Below are 14,195 nucleotides of genomic sequence, written 5' to 3'. Positions count from 1 at the left end.
GGAACTCTGTTTGCATCCAGCATTGCCCGGCTGGTCAATATCGGGAGTCTGTTTGACTTTAAACGTTTCCTCGTAATTACCGTGATCGCATGCTCGGCATTTATTCTCAGCTCTGCCCGCCATTTGCGCGGCCCGCAATTAGCGCCCAGCTCGGTTGCTGCACTCCTAGTATTTTTTATCGTTGGTTGTGCGTCCGCAGTAAGCTGTGCCCATCCGTATTGGGGCTTCGTAGAGCTCGCGAATATTGGTTTGCTTGTGGTGGCATTTTTTATCTGCAGCATTTGTTGCAACACGCTGTCGAAGCAAGCTGTTTTTCGTGCGCTCTATTGGTTTACCGTACTCTTTTCACTGTTATTTTTATGCCAGTTTTCCCTCAAGCTGCTCCAGCATTTAATGACCGCAACCAAACCTGGCATCTTTAGCCTGATTTCCGGTTTTGATAATCCGCGCATCTTAAATCAGTTACAGGTGATGCTGCTGCCGTTGCTTTTTCTGCCGTTTTTACTGCTCTCCCTGCGGCCATTTCAGCGGATGTCACTGCTTTTAATGGCAGGACATTGGATGGTGATGATGCAGACGGAAGCCCGAGGAGCCTGGCTATCGTTGATGATTGCAGTTGGGCTGGTCAGTTGGTTCAGTTTGCCGGCGGTTCGATCTGTTTTGCTGCGCGCTTTTTTCCAGTCAATGCTGCTGGGGCTTATTTTATGGGCTCTTTTTATTATCGCATTGCCTTATTGGGTGATTGGCGAAACAAATTTAAGAATAAGAACCGGCAGTTCAGGACGCACAGAACTTTGGCTTTACGTGCTAAACCGTATTCCCGAACAGTTCTGGCTGGGTTACGGCCCGATGAGTTTTGCCTGGGCCGACGGAAAACCGCTGTCAAACGCTCATCCGCACAATGCCGCTTTACAAATTCTATATGAATACGGCTTTGTGGCGTTTCTGACTATGCTGATTTGGATCTGCAGTTTGCTGGTCGCCGCACTGAAAAAACTACGCAGTGTTGCGCATCAGAGCACTGACACTGCAGTATTGCTATCGATAATGTCGGCATTGTTTTATGCGCAATTGTCGGGAGTCATCGTGATGCCGCTGACCCAACTGATGTTGGTTTGTCTAATCGCGTTTTATCACTCATCCTCCAGTGGTAGCCCATTAACTCAACGCCGGAAGTGGATTATCGCACTGGTCACATTAGGAGCCAGTGCTATGGTGCTTTCCTCTTATGACAGCCGGCAGTTAAAAAGCAGCAAAGTCCCCCGGATGTGGCAACAGGGCCTGGTCAGTCCGATCGCACAGACGCGATGACAGCGCTATTTCAGCAAGTCCCCGGCCGCAACAACCTCAACCCCTCGCAGCTGAGCTAACCACTGATCAAACCAGGGTTTGTGTGACACGCCAACTACAGACAGCACCTGCAAATGCGCTGGCTGATTGATGTAACGATAAAGCGGCAACAGACCGGACTGCTACTGTAATTCGGCGAGCTGCACTTCACGCGCATCCAATGCCGCTTTGCCAGCGCCCCGGGCGGCCATCACCTCGCGACCAAAAGCATCGCGATCGTTGTAGGTTATGTTGTCGCCGGTATGATTGTCGGTGGCATACACGCGCTGATGGCAGAGCCTGGTCGCCAGGCTGCCGTGTCGGCACAAGGGCATTTGGCGTTAGCATTGTCGAGCAAGAATACGACAGCTGCCGCCGAACAGCGCGCTGATACAGTGTGGCTCATCCCACCAGCGTTTATCGCACGCTTGCCGCACTAGCGCCGGGCTGGCGCTTAATTAGCGGACAATGCGGCCCGGTTCATAGCTATCATAGCGTGGCAGTGCGGCATCCAAATCGTCCCAGCAGGCTTTTGACGAGACAAAGTTGTGCGAGATTGGCCGTTCCGTGATGTCGGAATCGAGGATGCCAAGCCGCAAACGCAATTTATCCGGCACTTTGGCATTGCTGCTAAACACCGGGCTGGCGCAGATCTGACAAAAATGCCGGTGCTTACCTGGCGCAGATTCATAAGCCGAAAGCAGTTGCTGCCCTGTGACGATCCGCAGCGCTGAAGTCGCGATAAAGCCATTGGTCGCATAGGCAGTGCCACTGCTTTTGCGGCATTTCGAGCAGTGACAATGAATGATCGAATCAATTGAACCATGCACTTCAATCGTCACAGCGCCACACAAACAACTACCCTGATACATAAAATTTCTCGCCTGATAAATGCAGAATAATGGCCTGACACCCCGCCGGATCTTATCGTGATCGCGGTCAATGCAGCAAATCGGTGCGGATCAGGCGCTACTACTCAGTACCTGCCAACGCTGCACAGTGCCAATGGCAAACAAAGTACCGATGGTCAGACAAATCAAAGAACTAACCCACCAGAACGTCAGTGAATTTTCCGGAAACCTGGGCATCAGCCAAGCAAATGCCAATCCACGCAATAAAAACACGGCGCTAATCAAAACCAAGGCAATTCTGGTCAATGGCAATCCGGCCAAGACGCCAGCGCCGGCCAGCGCATAAGCCGCCCAGATCAGTAGCACCGCGGTGATGCCGGCCGTGACCACCGTCGGATACCACAGCTTTTTTTCCGCCATCTGCGCCATCGCCTCACCGGCGCCAAAAAACCGGTACCAGTCAGCGCCAAACAGGATACAGCCGACATGTGCGAGTGCTGCCAACACACAACAAACTGCTGCAGCAATCAGGTATTTATTATGTTCCAGTTCCATTCGCTGTCCTTTGATGCGGCACTTTGCTATTGATTTTTGCTGGGGTCCTGACATCTGGCGATAATCTAACGGCGCGCTGAAGTGCTAGTCACCAACCGTCATTGCCGCCGGTGATGGTTGAGCAAGAGCTGAAGAAGTCTGACGATCAGCGCCATTTTGCTGTCTGGCTGCCAGCTGATGCTGCATGATCCGAAACAGCAAATCTATCCGCCGGTTGGTTCTTCTTCGCTCCGCCATGGCAATACCACACACCACGAAATAGGCACTCGAAGCCCACTGCACTATTAACAGCGTTTGCGCATCGACCAGAGCGAACTGATGGCATAGCAGCAACGCCAGCACCACCAGTACGAACGGCACCAAGTCACTGACCTGCGGATACGGTGAACCAAGCCGTTGATATTCATCCAATAACTTTTGCTGATGCAGCATTTCTTCATATTCAAGACTGGCTTTGACCTGACTTGCAGTATCCATGTTGTTCTCCCTGAACAAGTGTTGTTTTAATAAGGTGTACGCAGCAACCGCAGCAAGGTTTGTATGCCGTCAACATAATGCCCAATACGCAGATTTTCATCAAAACTGTGCTGATTGTTGTCGGCATTAACCAGTGGCAGGATGACAAAAGGCATCTGCAGCGCACTAACCAGCTGTTCAGTTGGCAAGCTGCCGCCCATCATCCGCACTCGCACCACTGAGTTACTGTCTTGGAGCAGCACAGCATAAACCCAGTTACCAAGCTGAGAATCCAGCGGCGTGCGTGCCGCATCGCCACCGGCCCCTGGGGTCAATGATGCGATTTTATCGTATTTGGCGCGCTCGGCGTCAGTTGGCTCGCCTTTGGTTAAATACCAGCCCTGCGCTTTGATATGACGCTCCAGTAAGCCCGTGAGATAAGCAGAATCAGCCTCTGGCGTGGTGCGAAGGTCCAGCTCAGCCACCGCCAGATGCGGGATAATATTGGCGGCTTTGTCTCCCACCGCCGCCGCTTGCATACCGCGGATGTTCAACGACGGATATTGCAGCGCTTCCTGATAATTTGCGCCCACCGCATCAGGCCGGGCGATACCGGTACGCTTTAACAGCGCCGCAGCATCATCCGGCACAGTGGCTAACGCCTCACGTTCTGTCGCCGACAGTTGCACTGTGTCGTAATAGCCTGGCACCGTCACGCGGCCATCATCGTCTTTCATACTGGCCAGCAGCCTGGCCAGACGCTGCGCCGGATTTGGCACATAGTTACCATAATGGCCGCTGTGCAGCGGAGCTTTGGGCCCATAGACCGTCAGCGTCAGGCTGGTAGCACCTCGGTTAAACACCAGCGTGGGCTTGTTGCTGGCGTGCTGCGGGCCGTCCAAAATCAACAAACCATCGGCCTTTAGCAAAGTGGCGTTGGCTTTGGCGATGGCTTTAATCGTTGGTGAGCCTTTTTCTTCCTCGCTGTCGAGCAACACTTTGACGTTGAACGCCGGCGTCTGCCCTGCAGCTTTCAGCGCATCAAAGGCCGCCAGCAACATCATGATCGGGCCTTTGTCATCTGCCGCTGCGCGGGCAAACACACGAAGTTCAGGGTCCAGCGGTTTGTGCTGTAGCAGTTGAGGGTCAACCGCCTGCCACTCGCCTTGCTGATTACGCTGTTTCACCACCGCCAACCAGGGGCTTGGCTGCGACCACTGCTGTGGCAATACCGGCTGACCATCGAGGTGCAGATAAAACAGCAATGTTTTTGCGTCCGGCGACTGGCTGCGATATTCGGCGTACAACAGCGGTTTGCCGTTATTTGCCAGTTGCTGCGTGACAAAACCACGCCGGTTAAACGACTGTTGCAGGAAATCAGTATTTTTCTGAATATCGGCCGCGGCTACGGCGTCATTCGGCAGCGCCAGTAACTGAAAATACTCGGCAAAACTGGCTTGTGCCGCCGCCAGCACTTGCGCCTGTGAAGGAACAGGCGCAGTGAAAACCTGCGCCTTGGCCGCGGGCGCTGTTGTCGCCAGTACCGGCGCACTGAGCCAAACCGATAAAACGGCAAAGGCGAACTTATTGATGTTGAAGCGGCTTTTAGTCATTTTTATCCAGCTCTGTTGGGGCTTGTTACAAGGGCTCACTGTGAGCTTTTTTAGCAGCTCAGTCCCTCGGTAACTCACGAATTTCAACGCTCCCGCCCGCCTCGTAGATCGGGTTGCCAGCGAGAAACCGCTGCGCCGCCGGCAAGTTTTCGGCGCGAACACGGATAAAACCGGACAGTTGGTCTGTACTGCCTGCCGCGAGGCCGTTTTTACGAAACGACTGCCCCGCCCCTATTGAACTGCCGCCATCAAAGCAGCCGCTTTGCTGTAAAAAGGCAAAATATTGCTGCCAGGCGGCATCATCTGCGGCCGCAGCTTGGTCGGTCGCATCGTTATACATCAATAACAGATAGTCCTGCATGGCTTCATTCTCCTTGGTGGGTCAGCGTGGCCCCGGCACAGGGTCAGTTTATCGAACCAAACTAACTGAAACATTCTGCAGGCATCCAGTCTTAAACGATCGGCTCGTCCGGCGGTGGTTCACCCGCTTCCTGCTCATGTTTGACCTGTTCCTGTTTGATTTGCTGTAGCTTTTTGATTTCCGCCGGCGGGATCGGAAACAACGACAAAAGCGGCAGCAATGCCAGAAAAAAATAGGCGCCGGCCGGCCTGCGCTTCGCCCAGCGGATTAACTTTGCCATTAGGCAGCACAACAACACAATCCCTGCGACCACTGCAGCATAAAGAAATAACGCCGCCGGGGACGCGAAATTTTGTAACAAATCCATCTGATTGCTTCATCAGGCATCGGTTACAAAGGTATTGGGCGTGATGAAACGGAACTCAAGGCAGAGGCTGCTGCAAATCTCAAACTCTGTGCCGGGCAAATGAAATGGTGAAGGATCGCGACCGTTACTGTTTGGCGGCGCTCCAGTAGGATAAAAAGCCCCGGCCGGTCGAGTTGGTCAGGCCTTGCAGCGTGCTGCCCTGCAACACGGCCGAATGGTTATAAGGACCAGACTGATCAGCCGTGACAAAAGCGATTCGGATCGCTCCCCAGTCTTTGTTAATTCTGGCCTGCGAGATAGGTGCGCCATAAAAAGTGCCTTCAAAGCTGTTATCAGGATTGACCTTGGTCACCACAAATGGCTGAAAGTACGGTTTGGCATCAGGCGTGGGCCTGAGGTCTACTTGCCAGGTGCCGAGCAGTTGGGTCGGTTGTAAGGCAGCTGTCGTTTCAGCCTGAGCTATAGCGGCAAAAATGACGAAAATCAGAATAATCAGATAACGCATAGGCCTCCAGTGGCGGGTTAAATCAAACAAAAACCGGTGAAAGCACCGGCAACCACCAACAGTGTAGTTGGCTGCTTAGCACCAGTGGCACTTTCAAATAACCGCCCGTTTCAGCAATCACCTGTTAATTGATCATTAGCTTTGAGCGAGTTGCAGTCATCGAGTATTGGGTAATGTACGGCGACGCTGCGCTTGCCGGTACCTACGATCTCAATTAGCGAGTAGGTACCGGCAAGCAACGCGCCGCCGTACATGACGATTAAAAATGCCTGCAATTGGCACAAAGCCACTATCCGACAAAGTGGTTCTTTCCGTGAAAGCGGTGGTGCGATTCATTTGCAACGCGCGGTAACAACGATTGCAATCAGGTGGTAAATTCAATGCGATTAACCACCAGGCTTTGCCTCCTGACGCTCAATCTCATTGATCATAAAGGTATAAAATGGCGACGTTTCTTCCTCTTCCACCGCACGCACAGAATCTAGCTGGATCCGTTTTGACACTGCGTTAAAAAAGCGCAGCGCCAGTTTATTTTCTTTAAATGTTGATGCCGCCATCGGTTGGGCAACTTGCGCAATGACCTGCCGGACCGCTTCTAATGCAATCCAGCCGCCGCGATATTTCGGCAGGATAAAAAAGTCCGCCAGCTCCCACACCGAGCGCTGTTCCAGTTCAATCCAGTCCAGCAGCACAAAACCGACCAGCACTTCGTTCAGCCAAACCAGGTAGGCTTTGGCCGTGGCCGAGTCGACATAAAGGACTAAATCTGCCGCAGTGCAGCCGTCATACAGCCCGTCAACGCAAATATCTTCTTTGCTCCAGTGGGTTGATTCAAAATAATAAAGCTGGAGTAAACGTTGTAAAACTTCTGTCTCGGACAGTTTCAACTTGGTCAGATTCACTGTTGCCATAATACATCTTGATTGGCCGACGCCCTACGTGGGCGAGAACGCTGTGTTTTTCAGCTGAATTGCATTGCTTTGCCTGCAGCGGCAAACACAATGCACCCGGAGCCACCGCTAAACCGGACTGCGCGCCCGGCCCGCTGCAAACGCTTTACTTCGAGGACTCAGCATTCCAGCCATAGGCATTGGTAATACGGTCAGCCAGCTGATTCATCAGGGCCATGCCATTGTCACTGTTGGTCATGATGATCATGCCATAGCCTTTACTCAGATGCCCCGTCATCCAGGCCCGGTAACCCCAATTGGCGCCGCTGTGCGAAAAATACTGTTCCTGGCCGCGTTGCTCAATTTTTAAGCCGACCGCAAACGGCCCTACCCGTACCGGCGTCGTCATCTCAGTGGCCGACTGCCGGCTCAGCAACTGGCCTTTTTCAGCACGCAGTGCGGTCTGCAGTTCAATGATAAATTTGGCCAAATCAGTAGGCGTGGTCCACAGTGCCGCAGCGGCCTGTTCAGGATAAAGATGCCATGGCGCCGGCATACGTTTACCTTGTTCATCATGTGCCAACGCCGCAGACTGCGCTGCGGGCATGTACTCAAAGGCGCTGTTGGCCATCTGCAACGGCGTCAGTACTGTGGTTTGCATCAGCTGCGCAAAGGCGCAACGACACAAATCCATCATCGCCTGTTGCATGATCATCGTACCGCCGCCGGAGTATTTGTATTCAGCATAAGGCGCCCGCGCGAACAACACTTTGCCGACATTGGACGGCGCCTGGCCATTAAGGATCTGCACCACAGTCGGCAGCGCTGCCTGCGGGGCGTAACCGGGAAAACCGAAACCGTCATCGGCGCCGGATGTGTGGCTGAATAAAGCGCGGGCCGTCACACTTTGCTGCCGCGTCAGCTCAGACACCGGAACTTGCCATGAGGTAAGAAACGAATTGATGTCCTTGTCCAGGTCGAGCTGCCCCGCCTCGACCATCCGCATCGCCGCCATTGCTGTGACCGGCTTAGAGATGGAGGCCGCCTGAAAGCGCGTATTGGTATCCAGCAGACGCCCGCTGCTGACATCAGCAAGCCCATAAGCTTTGGCCCAGTGGATTTTGAAATCCTGCACCACCGCAATACTCAGGCCGGGCACCTGCAACTGCTGCATCAAAGCCGGTAATGTCAGTTTATCGAACTCCCCTCTACCGGCAGTTTGCACGGCTTCGATCCGCGCGATGAAAGGGGCTGCATCACCTGGCGGCAGCGTTGTGGGTGCCGCGGTAACAAGAAATGCGCTGAATAATGGCAACAGCAAACCAGCTTTAGTCATCACTGAAGATGTCCTTATAAAGGTGAAGATTAGCGATAAAAACAGGCAGAAAACCTGCTGGCAAAAGGCTGGCAGAGCAAGTCAGCACTGAGTCTGCCGGTTGTTGCTGAACTTGGTTAACCTGCTGGAACTTTAAACAAGGCTTCCAGCTCAGCTTGCTGTGCCGCAGTGATACCTTTGAACGACTGCAAGGTCTCACCATAAGCCGCTTTTGCTTTATCTGTTAACTTAAAATGCAAATAAGCCTTGATGACACTGATGTGCGCGTGAAAAGACTGCGGATAGTTTTTTCTGTTCCATAGCAGCAATTCTAATGTCTCATCCTGGCGGTTTAAGTACTGCAGCCATTGGCTATAACCATTGGCTTTGTCCTCCGGGATCTGAATCTTTTGGCCCAGCAACTGCGATCTGGCATTAAAAACGGCCTGCAGATCCGCTAAGTTTTGCGGCGCATTGGGGATCGCCCAATTGGCAAACAGGTGCTTTAAGCCATGGTATTGCCCAATCAAAGTTGTCGAGTCGTGACCTTCGTCGCTAAAGGTTTTTGCCAATACCTGAAGTTTTGCCGTCGGATATTGATTGGTTAAATCCACCAGCTGTTGAAAAGCGTTGGTCATCAAAGGCTCTTCGTTTGCGATCGACAGAAACAACCGCCCTGTAATGCCCTGTGTTTTTAAAGCGGCAGCAGCCAAATCAATAACTTGATTATTACTCCAATACAATGAGGGGCTTATTGCAATGATGCCATTGAATAATCCCGGCCGCTTTATTGCGGCATTGACGGCAAACTGACCGCCGTGTGACGTGCCTGCCAACGCCTGATAATCTGACGTCCGATACCGGCTTTTAATAAATGGCATGATTTCTTTTTCAAGATGGGCCAGCATCAGGTCGGCACCGGCCAGCTTCTGAGGCTTTGAGGTGGTTTGCGCTAAGGTCAGTTCTTCAACGCGTTGATTAGGCGGCGTGACCATCCCAACCACTATCATCGCAGGGATCAGATCAAACTTTGATAGATAATCAACAGTGCCAGCGGTATGCCCGCCCTGAATATCGCCATCCGTGATATACAACACTGGATAGCGCTGGTTTGACTGCGCATAGTCTGCAGGCAAATAGACAATCAACTCGCGTGACTGGGCCAATAGTTGGCTTTTTATACTGAGTTGTTCGGTTTGCATTAACGGCAGCGCAGCGAACACCTGCATATGCACAAAACACATCACTGCCAGCATCAATTTCAATATTGTATTTGTCATCCTTTCCCTGCTTTTGCTTGTTGTTTAGTGAAGTTATCAAAATCGAAAACCGCCTGGCGCCGCAACTGTCTGTAAACAGCAAGGTCACTGTGGTCATCTTCAGTCCAGGAATTTCGCTGTGCGCAAATAAGCCGATTTGCGCAGCGCAGACAAATACAGTTAGCTGTCCACCAGCGTAAAGAAGATTCTGTAAAAAAATAGTGAAAAATACACTACCAGAACGGGAACGAAGGACGCAATTGCTATGTGTAGTTTACTGCTGCAACGCACTGCGCCAACAAAACCTCAGCACTTGGTGTTGGCTATAGAACCTAGCGAAAACTCTAAAATCGATGAATGCCGCCGGCACGCGCGGTGCGTAGTGAAAGCGAAGCCGCAACGGAAAAGACCTCGCAGTGTCTGGCCTTATTAAATGCAACTACTCCCAGCCTAGCTCGGAATAAGTTTTTTTAGCTTGTTCCAGGTAATCGCTCTTGTAATCCCCCCCAGCCCATATACTCATAGTACTTTGTCATGGCCTCAAAGTGAGATGAGGCTTCACATCTCCAGATAAGCTTTGCTCCTGGATCCAGCAAGGAACGCGCACTGTCGCCAAGAGGGCCCGCCAGACAAAATGTCTGTCCATTTTCACTCTCGAACCAAAGCTCGTGTTTCATAATCTTAAAAAAATTTTACGTCACATAACCGGCAACTTTAGGCGAGTCCGCATTTATGTACTTGTTGGCTAAGTCATTTAATTTTATTTCGATCTTCAATATAAATAAGCAACGGAATAAAATATGTTGCTCTTCCATTTATAGAATTACCTGTATTATTTAAGAAAAATTCAGGCTCTCTCCGACCATCTTTAAAGAATATGTCAACATATCTTCTGAATTTTTCAAAACTTAAAGATTTTGAGACGCCACCTACTGGCTGGAATTCAATGCTCTGTTCATTTATATGAAAGGTAAATGAACATTCTCTTCGTGACGTCAAAAATACCTCTCCTTCGAGAGATTTTGCTATTTCAATAACTTTATCAAAATCCATATTGACCTCAATATTAAGCAAGTTTTTGGAAGGCTATCAGTTGAATTAACCAGCATGTGCGGCTGTGTTACATCAGGCGGTGTCGAATGATGAGTTAGTCTCAGTACAATCTTGGCGGATTCCCTTTGTGTTCGATAACTTGGCTGACATAGCCCTCCCATTTATGGATGATCTGCTCCCACTCTTTTGATGCTAAGTAGTTTGATGTAGGCATGTCCAAATCAAACTCTGGCAAGTAGGTGCCAATAACTCCCTTTTCCAATACACCATCGGCTATTACTCCCTTTTCGCGAATAAGCAAAACTGGAAGGCCAACTTGAAATGCCATTGCTGGCTCAATGTGCGAATAGGGACTTGTTAGCCATACGTTATTCAGTTTGTTTTCATTTGCTGAATCAGGCTTGCTCGTACCATTTTTGATATGAGTCCGACGAAATGCAACCGTAATTAATCCGTTCGACTCCAGCATGAGGCGACGAATAGCCTTCAGTGGTGCATCCATGTCGTAATCAGTTACGCCTAATGTACGTGGTTCAAACCCTCGATTGATCAAGTAGTCTGAAATCTCCTTGATGAAGTTAGCTTGTTTGATATTGAAAGGTTGTGGATAGCTAAGAAATACAGAACGTTTCATGTCAAAGTCTCGTTGATGGTCACTGGAACCCTAACTTTAAGCGCTGGCGCGCGAAGCTTACTTTACGTCGCTGCAGCCACAGGCCGCAAGTGGTATGGCTTGACAGCCGAAAGCCCGCACAATGACAACGCCACACATGCAAAATAAAACGAACCCCGCAAACAGCTGGTTTTCCCAGCTTGCTGTCAAAAAGCACTAAACGGAGCCTGTAAACAAATAGTGAAAAACACACTACCAGAACGGGAACGAAGGACGCAATTGCTATATGCAGTTTACTGCTGCAACGAAATGCCGACTAAAGCGGCGCACCTTCCATCCAAAGCTCCAGCCTGGCGATGCGATTGGGCGTGTTGAAACCCCGGCAAGCAACCGGTTAAAAGCAGGGAGATCTGATCTCGATGTTGGGATGAACAGCGTGAAAGGTCAGCACGGGCAGCATTGCCACCAGCGACGCCAAAGCCCGCAGACGAGATCGTCGCGGGCCAGATATGTGGACAATTGCGGGGGTTCAGCGCATCAGCGACGCGCTTTCTTTCACAGCAAAGCCTTTGATCAGCAGCCAGAAACCTGTTGCCGGGTAGATCAGCGCAAGCGGCGCCAGTAGCGCATAAATGATGTCGTAGCCGAACAACTCACGCAGGATTGTGCACATCTGACAGGCAGCTGCGACCATGCCCGCGAAGGCCAGCGGTGCCGGGATCACCCGGGCATGCTTTAGCAGGAAGAAAAGCAGGAAAACGCTGAGGCCGCCGACCAGTTTGTCAGGGAAGTGGATACCGTTGCGCAAGCCGCCCAGCAGCTCCCGCACCAGTTCAAAGCTTGCAGCCGCCTGCGGTCCGACCGCCAGAAAGGCCTCGCTGACCGGGCGCATGGCCAGCAGCACTGTGTGCTCCACCTGGCTCATGGCGAATCCAGCCGTCACCAGCAACAGATAACAGCGGCTTAACACCGGCATCTGCGGGCCCATCCGTTGCCGGACGGACGCGGCTATCGCCAGAGAGATCAGGCCGGTGATCAGCCCAAGCACAACGATGATCCCAACCAACGCAGGCTGCTGCCCGGCCTGAACCATAAAGCCACCGTTGGAGAACAAATCGCTTTGCAACTGGAAGTTGGAGTACATGCCAAGGGCGAAGCTGACCAACATGCCAAACCCCACCAGGCGACCTTGGGTAAGGGCCGATGTAGCCGGCATGGCAGGCGTTACAGAGATGACCTCGTTGGCCGCAGAGTTCTGAATCATGATATTTCCTTTGAATAAATGCCTGGCGATAGTGCCCGGCGGTGGTGCCTAGCTATGGTGCCGATTTGGTTTACAGACTGGCGTGGATGAAACAAAGGAGCAATGTCTATGTGACAGGCAACGACCCAGGGGGTGTAAACGACGGCTAGGCGGGGCGAACGGCGCTGCGGATCAGCACCTACGCCATGCGGCTCAACCGGGTCAGGATGTTCTGCGGGCTGATGTTGCGATGAAGGCCGCTGCACAATCGACATAAGCAATGTTGGTTCGGCATGCCGGAGTATCCAAACAGCGGGACTATTTTTGATGGGGCTATTTTTGATGGGGTTAGTCTGGATGGGGCTATGCTGGACACGCAGCTAGGAAGCCATAATTTGTGGCTGTCGAAGTCGTAGCGCCCTACTGCCCCGATTCGACTGCGCTCAGTTGCCTATAGTGGTGTAACAAATTACGCCGGGTGTCATTTGAGAGGAAACGCCCAAATTGAGCGCGGAAAGCCGCGCAATAGGTTGACGTCGCAGCCCATACACAGCATGGGCGAATAAGATTTGCTTGTTATGTATTGTTCTCTGGCAGCTCTTTGATCACAACGAAGTAATAAACTAAATAACCAATCCACGATATAAAAAACGACATTAGAAACCAAATTATCTTGTGCATTCCATTTGCTTTTTTTGATATTAAAGCAAGCACCCAAGGTAACACCCAGATTAATAACATTACGAATAGCAAAAGAATCTGCCAAATACTTACACCACCCAAAATAAACTCCTTTTTATGAGGTTACGGAACAACACAACGCCACGCTCTGTGGCAAATTTGGAACGCAGCGGAAAATTTGTCCGACAGCAGGGCCTTGTTAGGCAATTTACCACCTACCTAAAGTGACATGCCAAGCAAAGCAGTTGGCCAACTCAAGCGGTATGCCTTTCGCCTCGCTTACAACCCACTCCGAAATTTCAGCGGTTTCAAAAAATGTCGCGGCACCACTCCACACGGTAACCGGATGAACAGCCTTAGTTGGGTCACCTAAATAGAACAAAAACGGAGTGTCGCCAATACCTGCACTGGCATAGATGATTGACCAACCACCATTTTTGAATGATTCGTAAATCTCTACTTTCTCTGGCCCCATTTGTCTCGCAATGGCCTCAGATAACTTAGATTTCTCGGTATTGCTCAGTGTACGGTCGACACCAACACAAGGCACGTAATCAAGCCATTTGACGGTCTGGCTTTGCTGCAATTTTGTGATGGTCCCGTCACTAACCCCGTTCTTAAGCAATGACATGATCTCGGACTTTGATTTCTCAGACAAAGGAGCATCCACTGAGATCTGGTCAGCATGTGATAGCGAAGCGCTTAAACTGATGAAAAACAAAATAGCTCGATTCATGTTTTGCCTAACGACGCCATAAAAGGCGAGCAACTTGTTGCGAGTCCAGCGCTGAAAGCGCGATTTTTAATGGCCTTGTTAGTGTTTTAGCACGGACCATAAACAATACCCACCCAAAAAGATTTGAAAAAAGAGGCAAGGGAATCCGGTGCCGATGGATAAAAGGCTGATGCTGAAGCCCTGACAAGATGAAACAGAACCAAAGAAAAAATAGGAATCAGACCTCTTTTGTAGCTAGCCTGGAGCGCTAGCGGTGGTTTAAGCATACAAAGAACCACAAACAGCGCAATTAGTAAATAAATCACCTGCCTATGCCAGATATAACCGCCACAGGAAAACAATCCTAAAAAGATAGCGCCCGCCACCAA

17 protein-coding genes are annotated in these 14,195 nt (G+C 51.0%); 1 reads left to right on the top strand and 16 read right to left on the bottom strand.

Annotated elements, in window-relative coordinates:
* Window positions 1-393: 393 nt before the first annotated feature.
* Window positions 394-1,311, top strand: a complete 918-nt coding sequence (locus tag ACQ66Q_RS01060) for an O-antigen ligase family protein (protein WP_430455085.1) — start codon at window positions 394-396, stop codon at window positions 1,309-1,311.
* Window positions 1,312-1,472: 161 nt separating this feature from the next.
* Here ACQ66Q_RS01060 and ACQ66Q_RS01055 read toward each other — a convergent pair whose 3' ends face one another.
* The 16 genes from ACQ66Q_RS01055 to ACQ66Q_RS00980 form a co-directional block, all read right to left on the bottom strand.
* Entirely contained in the window at window positions 1,473-1,664 is a 192-nt protein-coding gene (locus ACQ66Q_RS01055; protein ID WP_430455084.1) for a hypothetical protein, read from the bottom strand.
* Window positions 1,665-1,787: 123 nt separating this feature from the next.
* On the bottom strand, window positions 1,788-2,201 hold the full coding sequence (locus tag ACQ66Q_RS01050; protein WP_430455083.1) for a GFA family protein: 414 nt from the start codon (window positions 2,199-2,201) through the stop codon (window positions 1,788-1,790).
* Between the two features lie 90 nt (window positions 2,202-2,291).
* Window positions 2,292-2,735, bottom strand: coding sequence for a hypothetical protein (locus ACQ66Q_RS01045; RefSeq protein WP_430455082.1), 444 nt, complete (start codon window positions 2,733-2,735; stop codon window positions 2,292-2,294).
* An 84-nt stretch (window positions 2,736-2,819) separates the two neighbouring features.
* Complete coding sequence (locus ACQ66Q_RS01040; RefSeq protein WP_430455081.1) at window positions 2,820-3,212, bottom strand: hypothetical protein; 393 nt, start codon at window positions 3,210-3,212, stop codon at window positions 2,820-2,822.
* Between the two features lie 26 nt (window positions 3,213-3,238).
* Window positions 3,239-4,804 (bottom strand): M20/M25/M40 family metallo-hydrolase, encoded by a 1,566-nt coding sequence (locus ACQ66Q_RS01035; protein WP_430455080.1) that lies wholly within the window; start codon window positions 4,802-4,804, stop codon window positions 3,239-3,241.
* A 58-nt stretch (window positions 4,805-4,862) separates the two neighbouring features.
* On the bottom strand, window positions 4,863-5,165 hold the full coding sequence (locus ACQ66Q_RS01030) for a YciI family protein (protein WP_430455079.1): 303 nt from the start codon (window positions 5,163-5,165) through the stop codon (window positions 4,863-4,865).
* A 91-nt stretch (window positions 5,166-5,256) separates the two neighbouring features.
* On the bottom strand, window positions 5,257-5,532 hold the full coding sequence (locus ACQ66Q_RS01025; protein ID WP_430455078.1) for a hypothetical protein: 276 nt from the start codon (window positions 5,530-5,532) through the stop codon (window positions 5,257-5,259).
* A gap of 124 nt (window positions 5,533-5,656) precedes the next feature.
* Window positions 5,657-6,037 (bottom strand): hypothetical protein, encoded by a 381-nt coding sequence (locus tag ACQ66Q_RS01020; protein ID WP_430455077.1) that lies wholly within the window; start codon window positions 6,035-6,037, stop codon window positions 5,657-5,659.
* A gap of 386 nt (window positions 6,038-6,423) precedes the next feature.
* Window positions 6,424-6,948: a GNAT family N-acetyltransferase gene (locus ACQ66Q_RS01015; protein ID WP_430455076.1), complete on the bottom strand. Its 525-nt coding sequence runs from the start codon at window positions 6,946-6,948 to the stop codon at window positions 6,424-6,426.
* A 145-nt stretch (window positions 6,949-7,093) separates the two neighbouring features.
* On the bottom strand, window positions 7,094-8,263 hold the full coding sequence (locus ACQ66Q_RS01010; RefSeq protein WP_430455075.1) for a serine hydrolase domain-containing protein: 1,170 nt from the start codon (window positions 8,261-8,263) through the stop codon (window positions 7,094-7,096).
* 116 nt (window positions 8,264-8,379) lie between these two features.
* Complete coding sequence (locus tag ACQ66Q_RS01005; protein WP_430455074.1) at window positions 8,380-9,522, bottom strand: alpha/beta hydrolase; 1,143 nt, start codon at window positions 9,520-9,522, stop codon at window positions 8,380-8,382.
* A gap of 729 nt (window positions 9,523-10,251) precedes the next feature.
* A complete protein-coding gene (locus ACQ66Q_RS01000) occupies window positions 10,252-10,554 on the bottom strand; it encodes a hypothetical protein (protein WP_430455073.1) in 303 nt (100 codons plus the stop codon).
* A 100-nt stretch (window positions 10,555-10,654) separates the two neighbouring features.
* Complete coding sequence (locus ACQ66Q_RS00995; protein ID WP_430455072.1) at window positions 10,655-11,188, bottom strand: hypothetical protein; 534 nt, start codon at window positions 11,186-11,188, stop codon at window positions 10,655-10,657.
* 508 nt (window positions 11,189-11,696) lie between these two features.
* Window positions 11,697-12,431: a DUF4386 family protein gene (locus ACQ66Q_RS00990; RefSeq protein WP_430455071.1), complete on the bottom strand. Its 735-nt coding sequence runs from the start codon at window positions 12,429-12,431 to the stop codon at window positions 11,697-11,699.
* Window positions 12,432-12,891: 460 nt separating this feature from the next.
* A complete protein-coding gene (locus ACQ66Q_RS00985) occupies window positions 12,892-13,176 on the bottom strand; it encodes a hypothetical protein (RefSeq protein ID WP_430455070.1) in 285 nt (94 codons plus the stop codon).
* Window positions 13,177-13,299: 123 nt separating this feature from the next.
* Window positions 13,300-13,827, bottom strand: a complete 528-nt coding sequence (locus tag ACQ66Q_RS00980) for a hypothetical protein (protein WP_430455069.1) — start codon at window positions 13,825-13,827, stop codon at window positions 13,300-13,302.
* Between the last annotated feature and the right edge of the window lie 368 nt (window positions 13,828-14,195).

Origin of the sequence: Rheinheimera sp., from assembly GCF_965283995.1 — a bacterium.
GTDB lineage: Bacteria > Pseudomonadota > Gammaproteobacteria > Enterobacterales > Alteromonadaceae > Pararheinheimera.
The sequence above is the reverse complement of the archived record's forward strand: the minus strand, read 5'-3'. Positions and strand labels throughout refer to the sequence as shown.

Coding starts and splice junctions, on each gene's coding strand:
- ACQ66Q_RS01020 (WP_430455077.1), bottom strand. CDS start 6,037: ATGCGTTATCTGATTATTCTGATTTTCGTCATTTTTGCCGCTATAGCT.
- ACQ66Q_RS01025 (WP_430455078.1), bottom strand. CDS start 5,532: ATGGATTTGTTACAAAATTTCGCGTCCCCGGCGGCGTTATTTCTTTAT.
- ACQ66Q_RS01010 (WP_430455075.1), bottom strand. CDS start 8,263: ATGACTAAAGCTGGTTTGCTGTTGCCATTATTCAGCGCATTTCTTGTT.
- ACQ66Q_RS01050 (WP_430455083.1), bottom strand. CDS start 2,201: ATGTATCAGGGTAGTTGTTTGTGTGGCGCTGTGACGATTGAAGTGCAT.
- ACQ66Q_RS01040 (WP_430455081.1), bottom strand. CDS start 3,212: ATGGATACTGCAAGTCAGGTCAAAGCCAGTCTTGAATATGAAGAAATG.
- ACQ66Q_RS01045 (WP_430455082.1), bottom strand. CDS start 2,735: ATGGAACTGGAACATAATAAATACCTGATTGCTGCAGCAGTTTGTTGT.
- ACQ66Q_RS01060 (WP_430455085.1), top strand. CDS start 394: ATGACCGCAACCAAACCTGGCATCTTTAGCCTGATTTCCGGTTTTGAT.
- ACQ66Q_RS01030 (WP_430455079.1), bottom strand. CDS start 5,165: ATGCAGGACTATCTGTTATTGATGTATAACGATGCGACCGACCAAGCT.
- ACQ66Q_RS01000 (WP_430455073.1), bottom strand. CDS start 10,554: ATGGATTTTGATAAAGTTATTGAAATAGCAAAATCTCTCGAAGGAGAG.
- ACQ66Q_RS01005 (WP_430455074.1), bottom strand. CDS start 9,522: ATGACAAATACAATATTGAAATTGATGCTGGCAGTGATGTGTTTTGTG.
- ACQ66Q_RS00990 (WP_430455071.1), bottom strand. CDS start 12,431: ATGATTCAGAACTCTGCGGCCAACGAGGTCATCTCTGTAACGCCTGCC.
- ACQ66Q_RS00980 (WP_430455069.1), bottom strand. CDS start 13,827: ATGAATCGAGCTATTTTGTTTTTCATCAGTTTAAGCGCTTCGCTATCA.
- ACQ66Q_RS01055 (WP_430455084.1), bottom strand. CDS start 1,664: ATGCCCTTGTGCCGACACGGCAGCCTGGCGACCAGGCTCTGCCATCAG.
- ACQ66Q_RS01035 (WP_430455080.1), bottom strand. CDS start 4,804: ATGACTAAAAGCCGCTTCAACATCAATAAGTTCGCCTTTGCCGTTTTA.
- ACQ66Q_RS00995 (WP_430455072.1), bottom strand. CDS start 11,188: ATGAAACGTTCTGTATTTCTTAGCTATCCACAACCTTTCAATATCAAA.
- ACQ66Q_RS01015 (WP_430455076.1), bottom strand. CDS start 6,948: ATGGCAACAGTGAATCTGACCAAGTTGAAACTGTCCGAGACAGAAGTT.